The sequence below is a fragment of the Desulfobaculum senezii genome, assembly GCF_054657395.1.
Window position 1 is genome coordinate 217726 of sequence record NZ_BAAHYU010000002.1, and the last position, 21949, is coordinate 239674.

The following is a 21949-nucleotide window of genomic DNA, read 5'->3' on the forward strand; positions in this document are numbered from 1 at the left end:
GAGCGGTTCGTCCCCCTAGGGCGCGCCTGTGGCGGCTTCGGCAAAGTAGTTGGTCTGCGGGCTGGGGCTCAGGTAGGCGAAGACGTCGCGCGGGAGATTTTCGGGCTTGCGCGTACCGAGAATGTCCAGCCCGTCCTCAATGCCGAGGTCCACCATCAGGGCTTCCGCCTTGGGAATGTCCGGGTGGTGCATGAGTACAACGGGCCGCGCCGCCGTGGCCGGCGTGGAGGACAGCACCATGCCAAAGTGTCCGTTGGATAGCTCCACAATGGTGCCGGGCGGATAGACGCCCATGTTGTGGATGAAGCTGGACAGAATGCGGGCGTCGAACTGGGGGCGCATGGCGGCGTACATATGCTTGAGGGCCCCGTGCGGGGTTTGGCGCGCGGCGCTGTCATTGATGAGGTTTTCAAAGGCGTTGACCACAGCCACAATGCGCGCCAGTGCGGAAATGGCGTTGCCGGAGCGCCCTTCGGGATAGCCGGAGCCGTCCATGGCCTCGTGGTGTTGGCGGACGACATCCACGGCGGCTTGGGGATAGTCGGCAAAGTCCTCCACCAGCCGGGCGCCAAGGATGGGGTGCTCGCGTTGGAATTTGGCGATGGCGCGGTTCATGGACGTGCCGCCTTTGCCGCTGGCGATGTGCATGGGAAGACGTCCCTTGCCGATGTCGTGAAACAGTGCGCCCATGCCAAGGGCGGTCATGGCCTTGTGCGGCAGGCCGATGTCTTTGCCCACCATCAGGGCCAGCACGGTGACATTGAGGGCGTGGTAGTTTTTTGTTTCCTCACGCGGGGGACCGCCCATCAGGGTGAGCATGGTCTCGCGCTGGTCCAAAAAGGTATCCACAAGGCTGGCAACAATGGCGCCCGCCTGTTCGGCCGCATCGCTGGAACGGGCCGAGGCGCGGCGGAGAAGGGCCACCACGCCGGACATGGTGGTCTCGTAGCGCTTTTCGCATTGCTTGTAGGAGCGCCGCCGCTCGCGGTTGCGCTCCACGGTTTGCTGGCGCAGGCCCAGAAGCTCGGCAGAGACGGGAGTGGGCGGCGTGTGCTGCGCTTTGTGGGGCGGGGCGGTGGTCTCATCCACCTGTGGCAGGGGCATCCGGTCCGAGCGTTCAAGGATGCAGATAATGGTTTCCACCCCGGCGGCGCGGATGGCGGCGATGTCCGATTCCCCGGCGATCTTGAACTCCTGCTTTTTCCAAAGCCCCTTGCCGACCTTGCGGTCGAGACGCACGTACAGCCCTGCAACGAGCTGGTCGGGGGATATGATGTATTGCGTCTCCACGGCAGTGTCCTCCGGCGCGGGAGTGGGTCATGCGTACGGCGAAAAGACGGGGCATATCACTATTTGAGTACGTTGTGGCGGTGGTGGTGTCAATGTGGCCGCGGCTGCAGCGGGGGCGCAGGAGAGGGCTGCTGAAAAGGATTTTTCCTTGTGTGGCAGGGGCTTGTTGGGAATGGCCAACCCGCAAAGCCGCGCTGAGGCTGGCGCAGGGTGCGGACAGGCGCTCTGGGAGAGGGGAGGGGACGTCGTCTCAGTGCGGCGTTGGACAGGCCTGAGGCGGCGAGGCAGGGACGCGGCGTAAAGTGGCGGCTTCCGTCGCGCGGAGCGTAACCGCTGGGTGAGAAACGGCTCGGCTGGCGCGGCTGGGCGCGGCGGGGTTAGCCCTCCGCCGCGGCGGCCATGTCTGTGTCGTGTGAGGGAAAAGCGCTTTCGTACACTTTGCCCCATTCGTACAGCTGTTCAAGGATGGGGATAATGCTGCGGCCAAGGTCTGTCAGAGAGTATTCCACGCGCGGGGGCACCTGCGGGTAGACCTTGCGGTGCAGCATGCCGTCGGCTTCCAGCTCGCGCAGTTGGCGGGTGAGCATCTTTTGGGTGATGGAGGGCATGCTCCGGCGCAATTCGCCAAAGCGCATGACGCCGCCGTCCTGCTGGTGCAGGTGGTAGAGGATGATGGGTTTCCATTTACCGCCGATGACTTGGAGCGAGAGCTCAAAGTGGCAGTAGTATTCCTTGTCGCCAAGGCGGCGCAGAGGGCACTGGGGGGAGTCCTTAGGCATGGGTGCTCCGGTGTGGGGTGTGGTATCAAAAAGGGTACTACATGACATATGGGTACCTACTTGCCTTTTGGAAACTTTTAGCCGACAAGATGACATCTGTAAATCACAACCACAGAGGAGAACCACAATGGATATCATGGAAGCCATGCACACCCGGCGCAGCATCCGCAAGTTCACTGACGCCCCGGTCACGGACGAGCAGCTGGAAACCATCCTCAAGGCCGCCATGGTCGCCCCCAGCGCAGGCAATGCCCAGCCGTGGCAGTTCATCGTGGTGACCGACCGGGAGATGCTGGACGCCATCCCCGAGTGGCAGCAGTACGCCAAAGCCTGCCACACCGCGCAGGCCGCCATTGTCGTCTGCGGCGATTTGTCTCTGGAAAAGTACGAGGGCTTCTGGGTGCAGGACTGCTCCGCCGCCACCATGAACATTCTGCACGCTGTGCACGGCCTTGGCCTTGGCGCGGTGTGGTGCGGCATTGCCCCGGTTCAGGAGCGCGTGGCCGCAGCGCAGAAGCAGTTTGGCCTGCCGGACAACGTTATCCCGCTGTCCCTCATCCCCATTGGCGTGCCGGACCAGAAAGCCGGAACCGTTGACCGCTACCGCGAGGACCGCATCCACCGTAACACGTGGAAGTAGGTGCCTGAAAAAACGGGCATTCCCCTTGAAAAAAATGCGCACTCAGAGCAATGTACCGTGAAAATTGGATGGCGTATAACCGTAAGGAGACAATATGGCAGATGTGTTTGATGCGGCGCAGATAGGCTCACTCACGGTTCAAAACCGCTTTGTCCGTTCTGCAACCTATGAAGGCATTGCAGCGGCGGACGGCGCAACCACCCACGGTCTCAATGCCATGATGCGGCATCTGGCCGTTGGTGGTGTAGGCCTGATCATCACCGGACATGCCTTTGTGCATCCGCAGGGGCGCGCTGGCGGACGCCAGCTTGGCATCCACGACGACGCCATGATTCCCGGCCTCAAGGAGATGACTGACGGGGTGCATGATGCGGGCGGCGCCATCTGTCTGCAGTTGGCCCATGCTGGTTTGCACGCGCTTACTTCGGTGACGGGTCAGCCCGCCCTTGGGCCGTCCTCTCATGACGAAAAGGGCACGGAGCGTGGCACTGCCATGACCGAGGACGACATCGCCGAGGTGGTGCGCAGCTTTGGCGAAGGCGCAGCCCGGGCCAAGGCCGCGGGCTTTGACGCCGTGCAGATTCATGCCGCCCACGGCTACCTGCTGTCGCAGTTCCTCTCCCCGTTCTTTAACCGGCGTCAGGACGCCTGGGGCGGCAGCCGCGAAGGCCGCGAGCGCATCGTCATGGATGTGTACGCCGCTGTGCGCGAGGCCGTGGGGCCGGACTATCCCGTGCTTATCAAAATCAACGCCCATGACTATATGATGGCCGCCAAAGAGTGCTACGAGGACGACGACATGCTTCACGTGTGTGGACGTCTGCAGGAGGCGGGCATCACCGCTGTGGAGCTTTCCGGCGGCACCATTTACGACTCCGGCAAGTACGGCCCCTCGCGCATGGGCATGATACGCGAGGCGCGCGAGGGCTATTTCCGCGCGCCGGCCCAGCGCTTTAAGGAGCAGCTGAGCGTGCCGCTTCTTCTTGTTGGCGGCATCCGCTCCCTTGAGCGCGCCGAGCACTTTGTGGACACCGGCCTGTGCGACTTTATCTCCATGTGTCGGCCCTTCATCTGCGAACCTGACCTCGTGAACCGGTGGAAATCAGGAAACAGGGAGAAATCCGCGTGTTTTTCTGATAATATGTGCCGCCGTCCCCTGATGGAAGGGGAGGGAGTGTACTGCGTGCTGAAGAAAAAGCGCAATCGCAACGCGAGAGAAAACGCGGAAGAAGTGAGCTAGAACGGGAGAGAACCATCGCGAAGGAGGCCGTCGCATGAGAGAATCGCTTGGACCCCTGAATGCCCTGTACCCGTCCTTGACCGTTTTGGTCGGGGCCGTCGTGGATGGACGCGAGAATTTTATCACCGTGTCCCACGCCGGGATCATGAACCATGGCAAGGTGCCCTATCTGTCCATAAGTCTGTCCAAGGAACACTACACCACCAAGGGGATACACGCGCACAACGCGTTCAGTATCAACATCCCCTCGGAGGACATGGTGGACAAGGTGGACTACTGCGGGCTGGTCAGCGGCAAGTCAACGGACAAGAAAGACCTCTTCGACGTCTTCTACGGCGATACGGATTTCGCCCCTATGGCGCGGCAGTGCCCGGTGTGCATGGAGTGCCGCGTGTATCAGGTGGTGGATTTCAAAACGCATGATGTGTTCATCGGCGAGGTGGTGCGCACCCATGCGGACGACGCCTGCCTTGTGGATGGCAAAATTGATATTACCACGGTCCGGCCACTGCTGTTTGACATGGCCTCCAAGAAGTACTGGGGACTGGGCCGCCCCGTGGCGGATTGCTGGAAGGTTGGCAAGACCCTCAAGCAGGAAGCCTGAAGGAGCCGCACACGCGGCGCAAGTAAGGAGTTGAACCGATGAAGAAGTCCCTCGGGGCAAAAGTTTTGGCATTTCCCACGCCCGCATGGGCTGTGGGGACCTATGATAAGGACGGCAAACCCAACGCCATGCTGGCCGCATGGGCTGGTCTGTGCTGCTCCAAGCCGCCGTGCGTTTCCGTTTCGCTGCGCGCGGCCACGTATTCCCACTCCGCCATCGTGGAGCGGCAGGCGTTTACCGTCAACGTGCCCTCCGAGGCGCAGGTGAAGGTGGCGGACTATCTGGGCATCGCCTCCGGACGCAACGTGGACAAGCTGGCCAAAGCCGGGCTGACCACCACCGCCAGCGAGCTGGTGGACGCGCCCATCATCAACGAATTCCCCATGGTGCTGGAGTGCAAGCTGGTGCATACCGCCGAGCTTGGCCTGCATACGCAGTTTGTGGGTGAGATTCTGGACGTGAAGGTTGCCGAAGAGGCCCTGAACGAACTGGGCGAGCTGGATACCGACAAGCTGCGCCCCGTGGTCTTTGGCCCCGGAACCCGCCACTACTACGGCGTTGGCGAAGTGCTGGGCAAGGCCTTCTCCATCGGCAAGGACATCGGCTAACGTTTCCTTTTCCCGCGTGGTCGGTCCGCTGTGCGTGGCGCGGCGGACCGGCCTCGTGGTGTTTCCCTGTCCTCTCCCTTGCACCCAGCGGACTGGGTTTTCTGCCCTTGCGCTGTGCGCGTTCCCTCTGTCCTGCCAGATTGTGCGCGGCCTTTGGCGTGGCGGTTGCCTTTTACCGGGACGCCGCGTAACCATCTCTCTATGCAGGTATTTCAAAACATCATCCCGCGTGGGCACTGGCGTCAGCAGTGCGCCGCGTTGGTCGTGCTTGCCGCCATGCTGTGCGGCGGGTGCGCGTCTGTGGTTTCGCCCCCGGCAGCGTCGGGCGGTCCCGCCATCCGCGATGAGGCGGCCCTTGTGCAGCGCGCCAGCGCCTACGTGGACGCGGCGCAAGCGGGGACGCCGCTCATGCCGCAGGATGTGGCCAAGAAACAGGCCACGTATTTTTTGGAGCGCTGGTTTGCGCCGTGGCACCGGAGCGCCCCGGAGACGGCGGCAGAGAAGGTGTTTGCCTATCTGCACAGCGCCGACCCCGGCGCCCTGTACGGCGAGGACACACGCGTGCGCGGGGCGCGCTGGCTGAGCGCCATGCGCCACCGGAGCGCCGTGGAGGAATATCCCAACGCCGGATACGCGGGCATCATGGTCCGCGCGGCGTCCATGCGTGTGTTGCCCACGGCCCGGCCCGCGTATCATAACCCCGCGCTGGCCGGACAGGGCTGGCCCTTTGACACCTTGCAGAACAGCGCGGTGTGGGCGCAGACCCCTGTGTACGTCAGCCATATTGCGCGCAACGGCGCATGGGTGTTTGTGGAAGCGCCCTTTGCCTACGGCTGGGTGCCGGCGTCCTCGGTGGTGCCTGTGGACGGGGCGACGTGCGAGGGCATTGAAAATGGCCCGCATATGGCCATCGTGCGCGACGAGGTGCCCATCCGCGGCACGGGGGGCTTGGCGTCCATGATGGGGCGCATCGGGATGATTCTCCCCGTGGTGCACGACGCCGAAGGCCGCGCTATTTTGGGCATTATCCGTTCCGGCGCGGTGGGGCAGGGCGTGCTGACATGGGGTGTGGTGGATGCGGACGCCATTGCGCCGTTTCCGCTCACGGCCACGCCGCAGGCCGTGGCCCGCATTGCCGACCAGATGCTGGGCGACGCCTACGGCTGGGGCGGCGTGTACGCCAACCGCGACTGCTCGGCCACGCTGATGGATCTTTTTGCGCCTTTTGGCATCCGCTTGCCGCGCAACTCGTCGCGGCAGGCCGAGGCCGGGCGCTTTGTCTCCTTTGAGGGGCTGGACCGGGCCGGCAAGCGCCAGCGCATTGCCGAAACCGCGCGCCCATGGATGACCCTGCTTTGGCAGCCCGGACATATCATGCTCTACATCGGCACGGCGGAAAATGGCGAGGCCGTGATGCTCCACAATATGTGGGGCCTTCGTACCCGCGACGCTTCCGGCGCTGAGGGCCGCCACGTGGTGGGGCGCTGTGTGATCACCACCCTGACTCCCGGAGCCGAGGTGCCGGGGCTGGTGACGCCGCAGGGGCTGCTTCTGGAGCGCATGGGGGGCATGAGCCTGCTGCCGCCGGTCGTGCCGGAGCCGCGTGAGGATGTGGCCTCGGGTGCATCTGCCTGCGGCGACAGGGCCAGCACGGAGTAAGGGCCTTGCCGCGTTCTGCACAGTAAGGCAGGTGGTGCGCCAGTTCGGGGGGACTCCGATGGATGTGGGGCTGGTGTGAGGCTGGCCCTCAGTACTCTGCCTCTACGGCAGAAGCGTGCGCACGCGGGCGGGCGTGGGGCGTACAGGCCCATAGCACCGCAGAATGCCCCATCACGCGAAGCCCGGAATCAATCCCGTCTATGAGAGTCTTCTCGCCCAGAACAACGCCGCATACGCCACCACAAATTTGAACCATGTATCGACGTGACGCGGGGCCGCATACGAAAGCCCGGCATCCTCAGTGAGGATGCCGGGCTTTTTGTGTCGCTACTTCTCCGCCCCATGGGGCGGGTGCTGGCGCTGGGCTAGCGGTCGCGCCGGGGGAAGATGAGCACGCGCTTGAGCGGGCCGTCTCCCTTGGAGCGGGTCTGAATGGTGTCGTCGTCCTGCAGGGCAAGATGGACGAGGCGGCGGTGATAGGACGAGAGCGGTTTGGTGCTCTGCGTGCGTCCTTGCGCCTTGGCCTTGTCCGCCAGATGCAGGGCCATACGGCGGAGGTTGTCGTCCTGCTTGTCGCGGTAGTCCCCTGCATCAAGGTGGATGCGGATGGCGGACTCGAACCGGCGCGATACGATGCGGTTGGCAAGGTACTGCAGGGCGGAAATGGTTTGGCCTTCGCGGCCGATGATCAGTCCGGAGTTGGCGTCGTCATCAATGCGGACCTTCACGCGGCCGGGCTCATGGGACAGGGTCAGGGTCGGCTGGTCGCCCGCAATGGGCTTCAGAAGCTCGGCCATGACTTCGCGGACCACGGCGTCCAGCTCGTCCTGCGGCGGCGCGGGACGGGAGGACTGTTCGGCGCGTGCGGGCTGGCGCGCCGGGCCGCCGCCACGCTGGGGCGTGCGGGGCTGCTGCGCGGGCTTGCTGCGAGGTGCTTCCGGACGGCGCTCGGGACGCGGGGCTGATTTCTCGGGCTGTGGTGTGGCGTCCTGTGCGGGCTGCTCTGGCGCACGTTTTTGGGGCGCGGACGTGGCCGGGGCACTGTGCTGTTTTGGGGGCTGGTCCGTTTGAGCTTTGGGCTGGGCCTTGGGCTGGGCCTTAGGCGCGGGCTGAGGAGCGCTCTTGGGGGAGGCATCCTTGGCCCTCGGCGCGCTTGGGGCTGCGCTGGCGTTGTCAGCAGGCGCGGCGGAGGCAGAGGAATCGGAAGAAGGGGACGGCTCGCCCTGCTTGTGGCTGGGGCGGCGCAGTTCCTTTTTGAAGAAGTCGTCTTCAAGGATGCCGCGCTCGGGGGTGAAGGAGCGGCGGCGGGCCGAAATGCGGGCCTGTTTTTTGCCAAGCCCAAAGATGCCACGGGTTCCGCCGTGGAGGATTTCGACCTCGAGTTTTTCGCGTTCTACGCCGAAATGGCGGCAGGCCATGGCAATGGCCTCGTCTACAGTATTACCCTCAAACTCCTTAAAATCCGTCATGTGGTCTCCTGGTATGGGCGACCGGTCGCATCAGCGTAAGCCGCGCCGGAAGGTGGCGTTGGTGCTCCCTTCCGGCGCGGAATGCAGGCTGAATTAGGCTTTGCGCAACATCATCCACTGCTGGGCAATGGAGAGAACGTTGTTCACGAGCCAGTAGACGACCAGTCCAGCGGGGAAGTTCAGGAACAGGAACGTGAAGATCACCGGCATGAAGAGCATCATCTTCGCCTGGGTGGGATCACCCGGAGAAGGCGTCATCTTCTGCTGGAGGAACATGGTCGCGCCCATGATCACGGGAGTCACGTAGAACGGATCCTTGGCCGAAAGGTCGGCCAGCCAGATCAGGTCCGTGAAGGGAACATGGGCAATAAACGGCGCGTGGCGGAGCTCAATGGCACCCAGCAGCGCCTGGTACAGACCGAGGAAGACAGGAATCTGGAGGAGCATGGGCAGACAGCCGCCCGCAGGATTCACCTTGTACGTCTTGTACAGGCGCATCATCTCCTCGTTCATCTTCTGGCGGTCGTCCTTGTACTGCTCGCGGACTTTGGCCATCAGGGGCTGAATCTTCTTCATCTGGTTCATGGACTTGTAGCTCTTGTGCGACAGCGGCCAGAACACAATTTTGATGATGATGGTCAGCAGGATGATGGCGAGGCCCCAGTTGCCCACGAAGCCGTGGAACAGGTGCAGCAGCTTGAGCAGCGGCTTGGACAGGACGTCAAAGAAGCCGTAGGTGACAAGCTGGTCCAGATTATTGGGGGCCGTTTCAAGATATTGGTCCATCACCGGGCCAAAGTAGTAGCTGGTGGCGACCTTCTGCATTGTATCGGGGGCGATGTTGATGGCTTCTTTGTCCATCTGCAGGCGGAAGAGGCCGTCCTGATAGTTGGTACGCAGCGCCACGTCGCCCGCTTCAGGCGCGATGGCCAGAGCGAAATAGTTGTTCTGAATAGCGCCCCACTGCACGCCGTTATTCAGCTGCATGCCCTTGCCGAGGTCGTCGCGGTCGTTTTCGTCGTCCACGCCGTCTGCGGTGAGGTAGGACACGCGCATGGGGTTATAGCGGCTTTCCTTGGTGGTCAGGTCGCCGGAAGCGATGGACACGCCAAGGCGGCCGGAAATCGGAAGTCCGCCCATATTGAGGAGCTCAACGGACTCGTCGATGCGGTACGTCTCGGGGTGGAAGGTGAGCGTGCGCTTGATGAGCAGGTCGCCCATGGCGCCAAGGAAGGTGAGGCTGTCCTCGCCGCCTTCATTGGTCACGATGACGTCCTTTGTGGTGGGTACGTTCCAGGTATCGCTGCGCCACGTTCCCTGTCCATTCCAGATGAGGCCGAGGGGACCACGGTTCATGCTCTGCTGGGGGATCAGGTTCACGCGGGCGGAATCGCGCTGGATGGTTTCGTGGTACTCCTTCAGCTCAAAAGAGGTGAGGATGCCGCCGGCGGAGTTGAAGACGGCTTTGTAGAGCGGAGTCTCCACAACAATGTCACGTCCGGCCCCTGCCTTGAATGCAGGTGCTGCGGGTGCGGAAGCCTGCTCCATGGTGGTGTTGGCGGCCTGAGACTGTGTCTGCTGCTGGGCCGTTTGGGTCTGGTTTGTCTGGCTGGGCTGCTGCTGCGGCTGTTGGGGAGCAAAGAAATAGCTCCAACCCAAGAGCACGAGCATGGACAGGCCCACGGCAAGGATGACTCGCTTGTTATCCATGAGAAGTACCTGCTAATCGGTGTCGTTTGAGTGAAAAGGGTCCAGACTGCTTTTTCTTGGGCGGGACGGGGTCGTAACCGCCCTTGCAGAAGGGATGACAGCGCAAGATGCGCCAAAGGGCAAGGAGAGAACCTTTGAAAATGCCATGTCGGCGCAAGGCTTCAATGGCGTACGAAGAGCATGTGGGCACGAACCTGCAAGTCGGGGGGAAAAGCGGGGAAATAAGGCGCTGATACGCGCGGATGAGCAAAATAAGGAGGTTGCGCATGCTCTTATCGTTTACGGGGCTTCCTCCCCGCCACGGAACCTGAAGCTTTCTGGGCTTTGACCAGCAGCGCGAGCAGTTCGTCCTGAACAGTAGACATGGACAGCGTGTTGGCGTCCACGTGCCGTTTGGGGACGACGACATAATCGTGTGCGGTCAGGATCCGGTCCTGATGCAGACGAAAGAACTCGCGCAGCAAGCGCTTGATGCGATTACGCCTGACGGCAGAGCCCACTTTCTTGCTTACGGCGAAGCCGGCGCGCCATACCCCATCGGCAGAGCCGGTGGGTAGCGCGAAAAGTAAAAAGTGCCGGGAATGGTATCGCCGGCCTCGCTCGTAGCAAGCCAGGAATTCCGGGCGCCTGGTCAGGCGGTGCGTACGCGGGAAACTTAGACTGCTAATCTTTTGCGTCCCTTGGCACGTCTGCGGCGCAGCACGGCACGGCCGTTCTTGGTGCGGGAACGGACGAGAAATCCGTGGGTTCTTTTCCTGCGGGTGTTGCTCGGCTGATATGTTCTCTTCATGGTGAATTCTCCTTGGCAAAGCTAAACGATAGTAAGTACCCCCAAGGTCATCAAAAGTCAAGGACGCACGGCAACCGCGCGCCCTCGGACCGTCTCGCTCCAGCGCTGGGGATGCGGTCTGGAGCGGTAAGCGCATCGCTGCATGACGCAGGATGTAAGAGGCGCTATGTGCCTCAACGCGAAGGTGATGTCAAGGGGATGCAACAGGTGTGGGTCATGTACGGCTTAAGAGCAGGAAAAGAGCCATGGAGGGGAGCGCGCTGTTTGACAGCGGCGCGGTGACTGCATCGGTGACTGCGATATTGGGGGTGATGCACGGCCCGCCGGCGCATCCGGGAAAAGGTGTTGAGTCCGCGCCATGTTTCGTGCCGGGATACTCTTTTGTGAGGCGGTCAGTAAAAAGATGTGCCGCCTGATGGTGGTGGCGCGCGCATCCGGAGCAGGTGCGGCCTGCCGGGCCTTGGGAGGCACTGTGCGGGGTGCCGGTCGCTGGCGGCGCAGGGGTGTGCGGTTTGGCCCGGAGTTCTTGTGTTTCGGTGTGTTGCGGGCGGTGGGGCAATTCCGACCAAATAACACAGGATTCCTTGACGCCGCCGCATGGCGTTACTACCTCAGGTTCAAGCGAGGTGAGCCCTGCGTCGCCTTCATCCAGTCCGGCGCGGGCGCACGTTGCCGCGCCGCACAGCCGTTCAAGCAGGGCGTCCGCTGCGCCGCACGTTGGCTGGTCAGCCGCAAGGCACCGCAGGGCGTCAGTATGCCCGCGCAGCCGTAGGGAGATGAGGGCAATATCGCACGCGGTAAGATGGCATGGAGCCGTCACCTGCGCCGCGCTGTCTGTAAAAATGCTCATCCCGCTGGCAAGGCGCGCCGAGGAATTGACCACGGCGGCGAATGCTGCGCCGATGGTGCATGATGGTGGGGCTGGGAAAATTGTCTGTTCATCCGAAGGCATGCGTCCTCCCGGACTGCTGTGCTTCGTGCCGTGGCCATGGTATGCGTGATGCTTACCTTGTCTTATCGGCATTCTGCCCTTGCGTCTTGAGGCGTCCGTGGCGGAAAAACATTAGGGATATCCTGCCGTGGCGGGCGTTAAGAGCGATTCGTCCGTAAAGCTGGCAGGTTGCATTCATACCGAAAACACCAAGGAGAGTCGGAAATGTCCGAAGCCGTCGATCAGTATTATGAACTGCGTCTGGAACAGACCAGAAAAGCCCTTGAGAAGAACGGATTCGCCGCCCATGTGGTCAAGGACAAGGACGCGGCCCGCCAGCTTGTGATGGACCAGATTATCCCCGGCCTTATCGAGGAAAAGGGCGCCAAGGTCGTTGGCCTTGGTGGTTCCATGACCATTACGGCCAGCGGCATTTATGACGCGGTGAAGGATGATGAACGCCTTGAGCTTATCGACTCCTACGGCGGCGACCCGGCGCAGTCCATCGCACTGCGGCGCAAGGCCCTGCTCTCCGATATTTTTCTCACCGGCACCAACGCCGTTGTGGAAGACGGCTGTTTGGTGAATCTGGACGGACTGGGCAACCGCGTGGCGGCCATGGCCTTTGGTCCGGAAAATGTCATTGTGGTTGTGGGCCGCAATAAGCTGTGCCCCGATGTGGACACCGCCATGTCCCGCATCAAGGAATTTGCCGCGCCGGCCAACTCCATCCGGCTGGACCGCAAAACCCCCTGTACCAAGACCGGCTCCTGCGCCGACTGTAGCGCGCCGGGCCGTATTTGCAATTCGTGGCTCATCACCGAAAAGTCCGCGCCAAAGCACCGTATCCATGTTGTGCTTATCGGCGAGGACCTCGGCCTGTAGGCGGGAGGAGCGATGCCCTTTGCAACTCCGGCTTGGGATTTGGCCCTGTTTAATGCACTGCATTTTGGCCTGCGGGGCACCGTCCTTGATGTGCTGATGCCGCTTGTTTCGTCGCCGCTTCTGTTATGGGCGGTGGTGGGCGGCGGTTTGGTCCTTGGCCTGCGCCATGTGTCGTGGCAGCGGCGGGCCGTTGTGCTCATCGCCTTGCTGGCGACGCTGGGGCTGACTGACGGCGGGACCAATATCGTGAAGCACAGCGTGGGCCGGGTGCGTCCGCTCAACGCCCTTGCCGGGGTGCATTACCACGAGGATGGCGCATGGCAACAGCGCCCCGCCGACTATGTGCAGACCAAGGAGCGCGGCAATTCCTATCCCTCGGCCCATGCGGCAAGCTCCATGGCCGTGGCGTGCCTGCTGGCGTTCTTCTGGCCGCGCGTGCGGCGCAGCATTTGGCTGCTGCCCCTTGTGGTGGGCTTCTCGCGCGTGTACCTCGCCAAGCATTACCCCCTCGACGTCGGCATGGGGTGGCTCTTCGGCATTGGCGCGGCCCTTGCGACTTGCGCCGTACTCATAGCCCTTGGTCAGGGCGCGCCCCCGGCGCAGGACGAGACCCCGCCGGACGCGTAATCCGGCCACGCCCCAAACGGCGCCCCATATCATCAAAAAAGCCCCCGGCAGAATGTTCTGCCGGGGGCTTTCGTTTATGCATGCGCGGGGCGGGTTAAGGCTCCACGGTGAGGATGTAGGCCTTGTCCCAGTTGAGGTAGGCCTTGGCGACGTTTTGGATGTCCTCGCCCGTCAGGTGCTGGGCTTTTTCAATGATGTCCTGCTCGTAGTGCAGCGGCTCATCGAGCATGACGTTATGCGCTGCCTCACGGGCGCGGGCGGACAGACTCTGGTTCTGGCGGTAGTAGGAGCCGCGCATCAGGTTCTGGGCGCGGCTGATGGTGGCCTTGGGCAGGGGCGCTTCCTTGAGCTGGGCCACGGTGTTGTGGAAGCCTTGCAGGGCCTTTTCCAGCTTGTTTTTGTTGGTGCCGATGTAGAAGGCGAGGAAGCCGGTTTTCGGGGCCTGCCACAACAGGGCGGTGACGGTGTAGCCCAGCCCCTGCTTGTCGCGCAGATCGCTGAAGAGCAGGCCACTCTGCCCGGCGAGGATGTCGCGCAGCAGGTCCAGCTCGGCCCGGTGTTCACCAAGTTCGCCGGGAACGGGGAAGATGGCGAGCAGGTGCGCCTGATTGCGCTCGGCAAGGTTCAGTTTCAGCTCGCGGTCCGTGTTCCAGTCCGGCGTGTTGTAGCCAAAGGGTTCGCCGGGCTGGGCCTTGGCGAAGGACTTTGCCATGGCAATGATGGCGTCACGGTCGTACGTGCCGCAGACGGCCAGAGTCCAGCGCTGTTTGCGCTGGCGCTCCCAGTAGGACAGCACGTCATCCCGCGTGAGTTCGGCCACATCTTCCACGGTGCCAAGCTGCGAGAGGCGGTAGGGCGTGTTCGCATACAGGAAGGGGAACATGTGCTGCAGGGCAAGGCCAAGGGGCTGGTCCTGCAGCTGCTTCACTTGCGCCATCTGCTCCTTGCGGGCGCGGTCAACTTCCTTTTCGGCAAAGGCAGGGGACTGCAAAGTCTCGCGGAAGAGCGGCAGCATCTCGTCCTCGTACCGGGTGGGATACCGCGCGGACAAGACGAAGAAGTCGCTCCCCGCGCTGGCGGAGATGGACGCCGCGCGTCCGGAGAGAGCCTTGCGGAATTCCGGCGCGCTCAGGCGAGTGGTGCCTTTGGTGAGGGCTTTGGCCGTAAGCGAGGATACGCCTTCTTCGCCGGGGAAGATCAGCGCGTTGCCGCCACGGAAGGCCATGGTCATGGCCGTGTAGGGCAGGGTGTCGTCGGGCTGGAGCACCAGCGTATGGTCGCCGGGCAGGTCGATGACTTCCGTTTTGGCGTCATCCTGCGCGGTGCGCTCGACGGATTGCGTCTTCTGCGCGGGCCAGACGTCCTGCATGGTGCTCTTCATGGCCGCGGTGACGGCTTTCGGCTCGTCTGAGGATTTATCAAGCTCCACGGCCACGCGCGCGGCGCCGGGCTGGATGTAGGTATCAATCAGGCGCTGGAGTTCCTTGGCATTCACGGCGTCCAAACGCGAGGCGTAGCGGTCTTCGGCCTTGGTGCTGCCTTCAAAGAACTGGAAGTAGCCCAGCTTGGAGGTCAGCCCGCCGATGGTTTCCCGGCTGGAATAGAGCGAGTCCTGAATGTTCAAGACGGCGCTCTCGTAGTCCTTGTCCGTGAAGGAGTCGCCCGAGAGTCCGGCAAGGGTGGATTGCAGCTCCTTCCAGAAGGCGGGGAGCTTGTCGCCGTCCAGCGTGGCGCTGATGTACAGCATGCCGACCTGATCAAGGGTCATGCTGTACGCGGAGATTTGGTCCACAAGGCCCTTGTCGTACTTGAGGTGGCGGTACAGCAGCGAGGTGTTGTCGCCGCCCAGCATGTGGGCCAAAAGGTCCAGCCCTGCGATGTCGTCGGAGTGCAGGCTGGGGATGGGGAAGGCCACGGCCAGATAGGTTTTGTTCCAAGGGCCCTTGGATACGGCAAAGTGCGGGCCGTCGGCTTCGGGCAGCGGCAGGGGCCGCTTGGGCTTCAGGGTGCGGGTGTTGGTCAGGGAGCCGAAGTGCTTCTGCACCAGCGCTGTGGCCTCGTCCATGTCCACATCGCCGCACACCACGGCCAGCATGGACTGCGGCTGGTAGTAGGTGTCGATGTAGTCCTTGATGTCCTGTCTGGTGATGTTTGTGACCGTCTCTCGGTTGCCGATGATGGGCCACTGGTAGGGCGTGCCGCCCCACAGCATGGGCTGCATGGCCTTGAACACACGGCTGGCGGCGGCGTCCTCGCCGCGTTCCAGTTCGGAGATGACGACCTTTTTCTCGCGCTCCAGTTCCTCGGGGTCGAGGGTGGCGCCAAAGGCCATGTCTTTGATGACGTCGACGCCAAGGGCAAGATGTTCGGCGGGGACGTCTACCTTGTAGACGGTGTAGTCAAAGCTGGTGGCCGCGTTCAGCGAGCCGCCAACGCTCTCCACGTCTGCGGCGATGTCGCCAGCGGCGCGGGTGTCCGAACCCTTGAAGACCATGTGCTCCAGCAGGTGGCTGATGCCCGCCTGCTCGCGCGTTTCGTAGGCCGAACCGGCGTGGACGTAGAGGCGCAGGGAGACAAGGGGAAAACGCGTGTCGCGCTGGACTAGAACGTTGAGGCCATTGGGCAGGACGGTCAGGCTCTGGTCTGCCGCGGCCAAGGCCGGCGCGGGCTTAAGCGAAGCGGCCATACCGAGCACTCCGATGAAAAATAGTAATTTGCGCAGCATAGTGCACTCCATGTTTCTCCTTCGTATGAACCGCCTTGCGGCGCGCGGCCGGGCAAGGCGGCATGACAGGGGCGGCATTGGGTCGTGTACGGACGGCCGGAAAAAAGCCCGCCCGTCCGGCTGATGGTAGTTCCGAATGGGAAAAAGACAAGGGGGAAGACGCAGATGACGCGTATGGAACGCCCCGGCCGGGCGGCCGTTATGGGCTGAACCCGCGCGGCGCGCGGAACGGCGCGCCGCGCAGGGGCGTATTTAGGTGAGGCAGGCTCCGCCGCCAAGGCAGTAGTTCTCAACAAATGTGCCAATCTGCACGCCAAGGTGAACGCATTTTGTGCCGTCAAGACAGTCAGCGGCGTCCTGCTCGCTGATGTGCGTGCTGAGGCTGTGTTCGCCGTTGTCGATGGAGATAAGCCAGTCGCCGGTCTGTTTGTCCTTGGTCACGGTTACACCAAGGCCATGCTTGCCAATTTCCGGGTACAGCGTGCGGATTTTCTCTTCCAGACTGCGTGCATCAATCGTCATGGGCGGACCTCCTCGTGGTCTTGCCTGTGTAGTTCATTGCACTTGCATCACGCTAGCATATGGCGCGCGGCGCCGCAAAAGGTTGCGGCAGCCGTCTCTCCTTTTACTTTTTACGCCATGCGCCTGATGGGTCCTGAATCCACCAGCCTCCGGGCGCCTTGTTTTGCCATGTGCGGGCGAAGACGTCCTGCACCTTGTGGGTTTCCGACGTTTCAAGCGCTTTGGCCACCTCGGCATAGAGGGTGTGGCGCAGTTCATTGTCTGCGCGGACCAGCCGTTTGAGGTCGGCAAAGCTCTTCATGGACAGCCCCCTTTTGTCGCGGATGACCACATCGCCGTTGTTGGCGATGCCGATGACGCCCGAGGCGTAGTGCGGGGCAAGCCGGCCGTGGTTCTGCTCCAGCTGGGCCTTGATGCCACGGATGGCGGCGTTGCTGACCGTGGCCGCGCTTTGGGCGTGGGCCGTGGACGGACCAAGGGCGGCGAGGAAGGTGCGGAGCATGCTCTCGCCGTTGGTGGCGGGCTGCTGCTCCTGTTCGCCGCTATCTGGGGTGTAGATGTCCTCCACAAGGGTGTCGGCGGCCTGCCGGACCTCGGCGGCGGGGAAATAGATATTCACCGTGACGCATGCGCCAAGCATGGTCAGGGCGGTGAGCCAAAACAGGGTGCGTGTGACGCGGCGGGTCATGGAGCCTCCTTGCCGGATTGCGGCGATGTTGTGGTGACGCGCTGAATGCGCTGCATCATGTCCGAAAAGGCAATCCTGTTCTGCGGCGTGCGGTTGATGACATTGATGCCGAAGAGCAGGGGCTTCTTGATCAAATACTCTATCCCTCCGTCGTGGAGCAAGCCCCGCACGGAAAAGATGTCGTCGTCCAGGTGGCAGTGGATGCCGATGCTGTCGTACCCAAATTCCTTAAACATGGACGCAAAGGCCCCCGCCCCAAGCCCGGCCAACCCCTGCCCCGTCCCGATGACGGAGATGGTGTTCACCGCCTTGAGGCTGACGCGCTTTGACACGCCCGGGGCGTCCGTGGAGCGCAGGGTGAGGTCCATGCCGACGGGCTGGCCGTAGGCCACCAGCACGCCCTGCGCCGTGAGGTTCAGCCGCCCGGTGATGCGCCCAACCTCCAGCGCGTCGCTGAGGGGTTCAAGATCAATATCCGAAATGGTGATGGCGTCCACGCCCGCCACCCGCGCGCCGGAAAACGGATGCCGCATGCCGATGCCGCGCAAGTCCCCCGTGCCGCCAAAGAATGTGACACCAAGGGTGCCGGTGGTGGTCAGGGCGTCCTCATCCAGCACGATGTGCCCAAGGGAGCCGGAAAGGCTTCCTTCAAGCGGTACGCTCGTTTCCAGTGCCGCAAGGTCCACGCCATCCACCCGCCCGGAGCACCGCAAGGTCGCGGCGGGGGAAAACGGCGCGTCCACGAGGATGCCGCGCAGGGTAAGGGTGCCGCCGTAAAGAGGCAGAGGGACTTCGCCGCGAGTGCGGCAGTGGTTGGGCTCCAGCCGGACCCGCAGGCCGATGTCCGACGCGGTCCCCGTTGGCAGGGTGAGGGCGGCAACCGTAAGGTGTCCCCAGTCTGTTGGCACGGGGAAGCGCTGCGGGGGGCGGCCTTCGGCGATGGAAAAGGGCAGAATCAGCGACAGGTTTGTGGCGGCCACCTCCAACTGCGGCGCAGTGGCTGTGAGGGCGGGGATGCGGAGTGTGCCGGTGGCGGCTAAGCCCGCCCGTGACGCCGCAATGTCTGCGCGCAGGCTGGCGCGGCCCGTGAGTGTGGCGTCTGCAATGGAGGGGACGATGGGCGCTAGTGGCTCCCTGATGAAGCGGGAAAAGAGCGGTGCGAGGGCGCTCATGTCGATGCGCACCGCCCCGGTAAGGCGCGGGCTGTTGCGCAGTGCGTCCACGCGCCCTTGCGTCAGGGCAAAGGTGGCGGCGTTGCCCACGTTTAGGGTGGCTGTTAGCTCGCGCAGGTGGTCCGCGCTGGGGCGCTGGCAGGCGGCGTCCAACACAAAAGGCATGTCTGCAAAGTTCATGTACAGCGTGGTGTAGAGCAGTTCGCCGCTCTCGCAGACCACTGTGGCCTGGATGTCGCGCCCTGCATTTTCTGCCGCAAGTTGGAGGTGCATGCCATCAACGAGCAGGCTGTCGTCCTCCGAAGCCATGGCGATATCGCGCAGGTCGGCATTCAGGCGGTAGCGCGGGCCGTGTGCGGTATGGTCCAGCATGAGCGCAATGTCTGTCGCGCCCGTCGCGGGCGGCACAACCTGCGGGAGCATATCAAAGGCGCGGAAGAACCCCAGCGCGCCGGAAAGCGTGGCATCCGGGGCGCGCAGACGCAGGGAAAAGCGCTCTGGGGTATCCAGCGGGATGGCGGCGGAGCCTGTGATGCGTCCAAGGGGCGCGGTGGTCGCGCTCAAGGAATCTATAGTCACGGCATCTTTACCGAGGCCCACAATACTCTGCGCCGTGATGGGGCCAAAGGGCAAGGGGCTGCCGGCAACACGCAGGGCATCCTTGGGAATGCGTAGGTCATGGATGGATACCACAGGCGCGAGCGGCGTTCCGGACAGGGCAATGCCCGCCTGCGCTTCTGTGAGGGAGAATGGCGCGTCAGCGTCCGCCGCTGCGTAGCGCAGGCCAAGGCGCATTTCGCCATCGAGTTTGATCTCTTCAAGGGAGTCCGGTGGGAGCATGAACGTCGCGCCCATGGTTCCGGACCAGTCAAGGCGTGTGGGCCCGTGCGGCCATGTGATTGAGAGGCCATCTGTGGAGATGGCGGCGCGTACCGGGGCTGTGCCCGTGTCCCCCGGTGGGCGGTCCAGCGCGCAGGTAAAGTGCACTGCGCCGTCAAGCTGTGGGCGCGCGCCCTGCGGCAACAGTACCCCGAAAAACGGGGCAAGGCGCTTTGCCTCGGGGATGATGCCCCGCAGGTCCAGTGCCTGGACGCCCTTTGGGGTGAGCGTTCCCGAGCCTTCGGTGTGCAGAACATTGTCTACCGTTATGGACAGGGACTGCACACGCAGAGTGTCGTCGGCAGTGAGCAAAGCGCCGGCCCCCCGCACATCGACGGATGTTATCGGAATCAACCGTTGGCGCTCTGGCAGGATGAGCGAGCGGGCCGTCAGGTCAACGGAGCGGACATGCAGGGTTGCCGCATCCCACAGAACCTGCGCCGTGAAGGCCGCATCACCCGTGAGTTTGGAGCTGGTGAAATGGATATTCGGCATGGTGACAAGGCCGTCCACAGCGCCGTCCGGCAGGATGCTGCCGGATGAACGCAGTGTGGCCGTGGCAGTCACCGACCCGTGTTTCTCCCGGGCGAAGGAGAGCGTCGCGTCGGAAATCCACCGCATGGCTAGGCCGTCACGCGCTGCCGTTATGGACAGATGCCGCAGCAGCGCATTGCCCTGCGGTGAGGTGATGCGCAATTGCCCATCATGGATGCTCAAGTGCTCCGCAAGGATTGGCAAAGGCGTCGGAGCAGGGGCGGGGGGCGCGTCTTTTGGTGCGGAGTCCGTCGCCTTGCCCGCCGCAAGCACAAGCAGCGGGCGCTCGATTTCAATGCGGGAGAGGATAGGGCCGGGGCCGAATATGCCGCCCGGTGCAAAAGTGACGGCACCTTTTGGAATGCTGAGGGTCATCCCCGGCGCGGAGGCTTTGGCGCGCAGTACCGTCAGGCGCGGCGGGGTGAACGACAGCGCAATGTGGTCGATATGCAGCGCGATATCCGCCGCATTGGCCGCGCGCTGGGCAAGGGGGATGAGCAGACGGGGGGAGGAGACAAGCGCCGTGGCCAGCGCAATGACCACAAGGAGTCCCGCCGCGCAGGCTAGGCCCGTGCGGCGCAGGAAAAGCCGCCGCCGTTTTGGGGGCGGCTGCGGGGAGGTGTGGACCTTCATGCGGGTGGCTCCAATGACATGAGCCAATCATAGCAGAACAGCCGCCTTGTGCCGAGGACCATTCCCGCCGCGCAGCCCACAGCTACGGAACGACAAAACGCCCCCCGGAGTGGTCCGGAGGGCGTTTCTCTCTCTTTCCCGAAGGGGTGCGGTCAGCCTTCAGCGGGGTTCAAATTTTGCTGGATGATGGCGGCATCGCCTTCCTCGGCCTGAGCGCCAAGGGCTTTGGATGCGCCGTGACAGATGATGGTTTCACCCGTCATCTCAACGTATCCGGCGGAAAGCACCGTGGAATAGGGCAGCTGCTCCCGCATCTCCTCGTGGCGAATCTTGTGGGAGAAGAGCACGGGGCTCGGCTGGCCGGAGAAATCTTCAAAAAGGATGTACTTCATGGGTCCTCCTGCTGGCAAAAGCCGGACGTGCGCCGTCCAGTCGTGGTGGATGTATAAAGCCAATCGTCCGCCTTGTAAATCCGTAACATGCCGGACAGGAAGAGGAAAGCCGCAAGCCCCCCCGCACCGCGCCTGCGACTGTGACAGCAGGCGAGACGACGGGGATGAAATGTCCAGTGCCGCGATGAAGTTGCAGTGTCCGGGAAAATGCCAACACAGGTGGTCGTCACCGATGTAAAGAAGAAGACAGAAAAAGAAAAGAGGCAGGACTTATGGAAACTGATGCACGGGTGTGAAACATCAGTTCCGTGGTGTGGCTATTTTGATGATGTGGTGAAGTTTGTTGGCAGAGGGGGTTGATTCAATGTGATAATTGTGCAAGATACTATGTACAGTCTACTCGAATGTTGTGAGCGGGAGTTTCCACATTCAGTTCTGGCGGAGTGCATGGAACGAAAGGATTCCTCGCCGGGAGTAAAAAAGGAGATGCTATGATGGACGATTACTTGAAAGAAGCACTTGAGATCGTCAAGGCGCAGGCGAGTGTCCGTACATTGACGGAAGAAGAGATAACGTCAATGGTCCAGAAGTTGGCAAACGGCATTAAAGGCATCGCCGAAGGCGCCCCCCGCGCCGAAGAAAAGCAAGAACCACCCGTCGATCCCAAGAAAGCCATCCGTGAGAAGTCCATCATCAATCTTGAAGATGGCAAGCCCTATAAGATTCTCACCAAGAAGAACCTCGCCAAGTTTGACCTGACTCCCGACGAATACCGCGAGAAATGGGGCTACAAAAAGGGCACCCCCCTCATCTGTAAAGCACTGCAGCGTGAACGCCGCAAAAAGATGAAAGACATGCGCCTGTGGGAAAAAAGAAAGGAAGCCCGCAAGAAGGCGAAGCAAAAGAAATAACCGCCCCATCGCGTCCTCCCTGTACGACCACAAAAGCCCCGCCAACCGCGGGGCTTTTTGTTGCGCCGCGCTGGCTGGGGGCAGGTGGAAGCGGGGGGGGGGAGATGGGCGGGGCTGTTTGTGCTCCGCAGGTTTAAGGGCCGCGGGCCCTTAAAAATCCCATGTGCGCACAAGCCGGTTACCCTTGTATGGCACAGCCGTCACCCCTGACGGCTCTCGTCTGTGTGGAGAATTTTGGGGGCGGTGAGCATCCCTGTTGAA

21 protein-coding genes are annotated in these 21949 nt (G+C 62.6%); 8 read left to right on the top strand and 13 right to left on the bottom strand.

Features of this window, described 5'->3' with window-relative positions:
* Window positions 1-15: 15 nt before the first annotated feature.
* Entirely contained in the window at window positions 16-1290 is a 1275-nt protein-coding gene (locus tag ACYQ2T_RS01785) for a cyclic di-GMP phosphodiesterase (RefSeq protein ID WP_459897951.1), read from the bottom strand.
* A gap of 377 nt (window positions 1291-1667) precedes the next feature.
* On the bottom strand, window positions 1668-2069 hold the full coding sequence (locus ACYQ2T_RS01790) for a winged helix-turn-helix transcriptional regulator (RefSeq protein ID WP_459897953.1): 402 nt from the start codon (window positions 2067-2069) through the stop codon (window positions 1668-1670).
* 127 nt (window positions 2070-2196) lie between these two features.
* On the opposite strand from ACYQ2T_RS01790, the gene ACYQ2T_RS01795 reads away from it, so the two are divergent.
* The 5 genes from ACYQ2T_RS01795 to ACYQ2T_RS01815 all read left to right on the top strand — a co-directional run bounded on the left by ACYQ2T_RS01795 (window position 2197) and on the right by ACYQ2T_RS01815 (window position 6820).
* On the top strand, window positions 2197-2709 hold the full coding sequence (locus ACYQ2T_RS01795; protein WP_459897955.1) for a nitroreductase family protein: 513 nt from the start codon (window positions 2197-2199) through the stop codon (window positions 2707-2709).
* Window positions 2710-2803: 94 nt separating this feature from the next.
* Window positions 2804-3949: an NADH:flavin oxidoreductase gene (locus tag ACYQ2T_RS01800; RefSeq protein ID WP_459897957.1), complete on the top strand. Its 1146-nt coding sequence runs from the start codon at window positions 2804-2806 to the stop codon at window positions 3947-3949.
* A 34-nt stretch (window positions 3950-3983) separates the two neighbouring features.
* Complete coding sequence (locus ACYQ2T_RS01805) at window positions 3984-4553, top strand: flavin reductase family protein (RefSeq protein WP_459897959.1); 570 nt, start codon at window positions 3984-3986, stop codon at window positions 4551-4553.
* Between the two features lie 38 nt (window positions 4554-4591).
* Entirely contained in the window at window positions 4592-5161 is a 570-nt protein-coding gene (locus ACYQ2T_RS01810; protein ID WP_459897960.1) for a flavin reductase family protein, read from the top strand.
* 201 nt (window positions 5162-5362) lie between these two features.
* Window positions 5363-6820 (top strand): SH3 domain-containing protein, encoded by a 1458-nt coding sequence (locus ACYQ2T_RS01815; RefSeq protein WP_459897962.1) that lies wholly within the window; start codon window positions 5363-5365, stop codon window positions 6818-6820.
* 365 nt (window positions 6821-7185) lie between these two features.
* On the opposite strand, the gene jag is transcribed toward ACYQ2T_RS01815, so the two are convergent.
* From jag to ACYQ2T_RS01845, 6 genes are all read right to left on the bottom strand, one after another.
* Window positions 7186-8289, bottom strand: coding sequence for an RNA-binding cell elongation regulator Jag/EloR (gene jag / locus ACYQ2T_RS01820; protein WP_459897963.1), 1104 nt, complete (start codon window positions 8287-8289; stop codon window positions 7186-7188).
* 93 nt (window positions 8290-8382) lie between these two features.
* Window positions 8383-9999, bottom strand: coding sequence for a membrane protein insertase YidC (gene yidC / locus ACYQ2T_RS01825; protein ID WP_459897965.1), 1617 nt, complete (start codon window positions 9997-9999; stop codon window positions 8383-8385).
* Window positions 9992-10267, bottom strand: a complete 276-nt coding sequence (yidD, locus tag ACYQ2T_RS01830; RefSeq protein WP_459897967.1) for a membrane protein insertion efficiency factor YidD — start codon at window positions 10265-10267, stop codon at window positions 9992-9994. Before yidD ends, yidC begins: the two co-directional genes overlap by 8 nt.
* Before the next feature lie 4 nt (window positions 10268-10271).
* Window positions 10272-10667 carry a ribonuclease P protein component gene (rnpA, locus tag ACYQ2T_RS01835; RefSeq protein ID WP_459900074.1) on the bottom strand — a complete coding sequence of 132 codons (396 nt, stop codon included), beginning with the start codon at window positions 10665-10667 and terminating at the stop codon, window positions 10272-10274.
* Entirely contained in the window at window positions 10655-10789 is a 135-nt protein-coding gene (gene rpmH, locus ACYQ2T_RS01840; RefSeq protein WP_404845829.1) for a 50S ribosomal protein L34, read from the bottom strand. Before rpmH ends, rnpA begins: the two co-directional genes overlap by 13 nt.
* 214 nt (window positions 10790-11003) lie before the next feature.
* Window positions 11004-11741, bottom strand: coding sequence for a hypothetical protein (locus ACYQ2T_RS01845; RefSeq protein ID WP_459897969.1), 738 nt, complete (start codon window positions 11739-11741; stop codon window positions 11004-11006).
* 204 nt (window positions 11742-11945) lie between these two features.
* On the opposite strand from ACYQ2T_RS01845, the gene ACYQ2T_RS01850 reads away from it, so the two are divergent.
* Window positions 11946-12605 carry a lactate utilization protein gene (locus ACYQ2T_RS01850; RefSeq protein ID WP_459897971.1) on the top strand — a complete coding sequence of 220 codons (660 nt, stop codon included), beginning with the start codon at window positions 11946-11948 and terminating at the stop codon, window positions 12603-12605.
* A gap of 12 nt (window positions 12606-12617) precedes the next feature.
* Window positions 12618-13232, top strand: coding sequence for a phosphatase PAP2 family protein (locus tag ACYQ2T_RS01855; protein WP_459897973.1), 615 nt, complete (start codon window positions 12618-12620; stop codon window positions 13230-13232).
* Between the two features lie 94 nt (window positions 13233-13326).
* Here ACYQ2T_RS01855 and ACYQ2T_RS01860 read toward each other — a convergent pair whose 3' ends face one another.
* The 5 genes from ACYQ2T_RS01860 to ACYQ2T_RS01880 form a co-directional block, all read right to left on the bottom strand.
* Window positions 13327-15918: a M16 family metallopeptidase gene (locus tag ACYQ2T_RS01860; RefSeq protein WP_459897974.1), complete on the bottom strand. Its 2592-nt coding sequence runs from the start codon at window positions 15916-15918 to the stop codon at window positions 13327-13329.
* Window positions 15919-16209: 291 nt separating this feature from the next.
* Window positions 16210-16479 (bottom strand): hypothetical protein, encoded by a 270-nt coding sequence (locus ACYQ2T_RS01865; protein ID WP_459897976.1) that lies wholly within the window; start codon window positions 16477-16479, stop codon window positions 16210-16212.
* A 103-nt stretch (window positions 16480-16582) separates the two neighbouring features.
* Window positions 16583-17167, bottom strand: a complete 585-nt coding sequence (locus tag ACYQ2T_RS01870) for a DUF1318 domain-containing protein (RefSeq protein ID WP_459897977.1) — start codon at window positions 17165-17167, stop codon at window positions 16583-16585.
* Window positions 17164-20385: a translocation/assembly module TamB domain-containing protein gene (locus ACYQ2T_RS01875; RefSeq protein WP_459897979.1), complete on the bottom strand. Its 3222-nt coding sequence runs from the start codon at window positions 20383-20385 to the stop codon at window positions 17164-17166. Before ACYQ2T_RS01875 ends, ACYQ2T_RS01870 begins: the two co-directional genes overlap by 4 nt.
* Window positions 20386-20537: 152 nt before the next feature.
* Window positions 20538-20777 (bottom strand): hypothetical protein, encoded by a 240-nt coding sequence (locus tag ACYQ2T_RS01880; protein WP_459897981.1) that lies wholly within the window; start codon window positions 20775-20777, stop codon window positions 20538-20540.
* A gap of 494 nt (window positions 20778-21271) precedes the next feature.
* Between ACYQ2T_RS01880 and ACYQ2T_RS01885 the strand changes: the two genes are divergently transcribed.
* On the top strand, window positions 21272-21688 hold the full coding sequence (locus ACYQ2T_RS01885) for a Ros/MucR family transcriptional regulator (RefSeq protein ID WP_459900075.1): 417 nt from the start codon (window positions 21272-21274) through the stop codon (window positions 21686-21688).
* Window positions 21689-21949 lie beyond the last annotated feature (261 nt).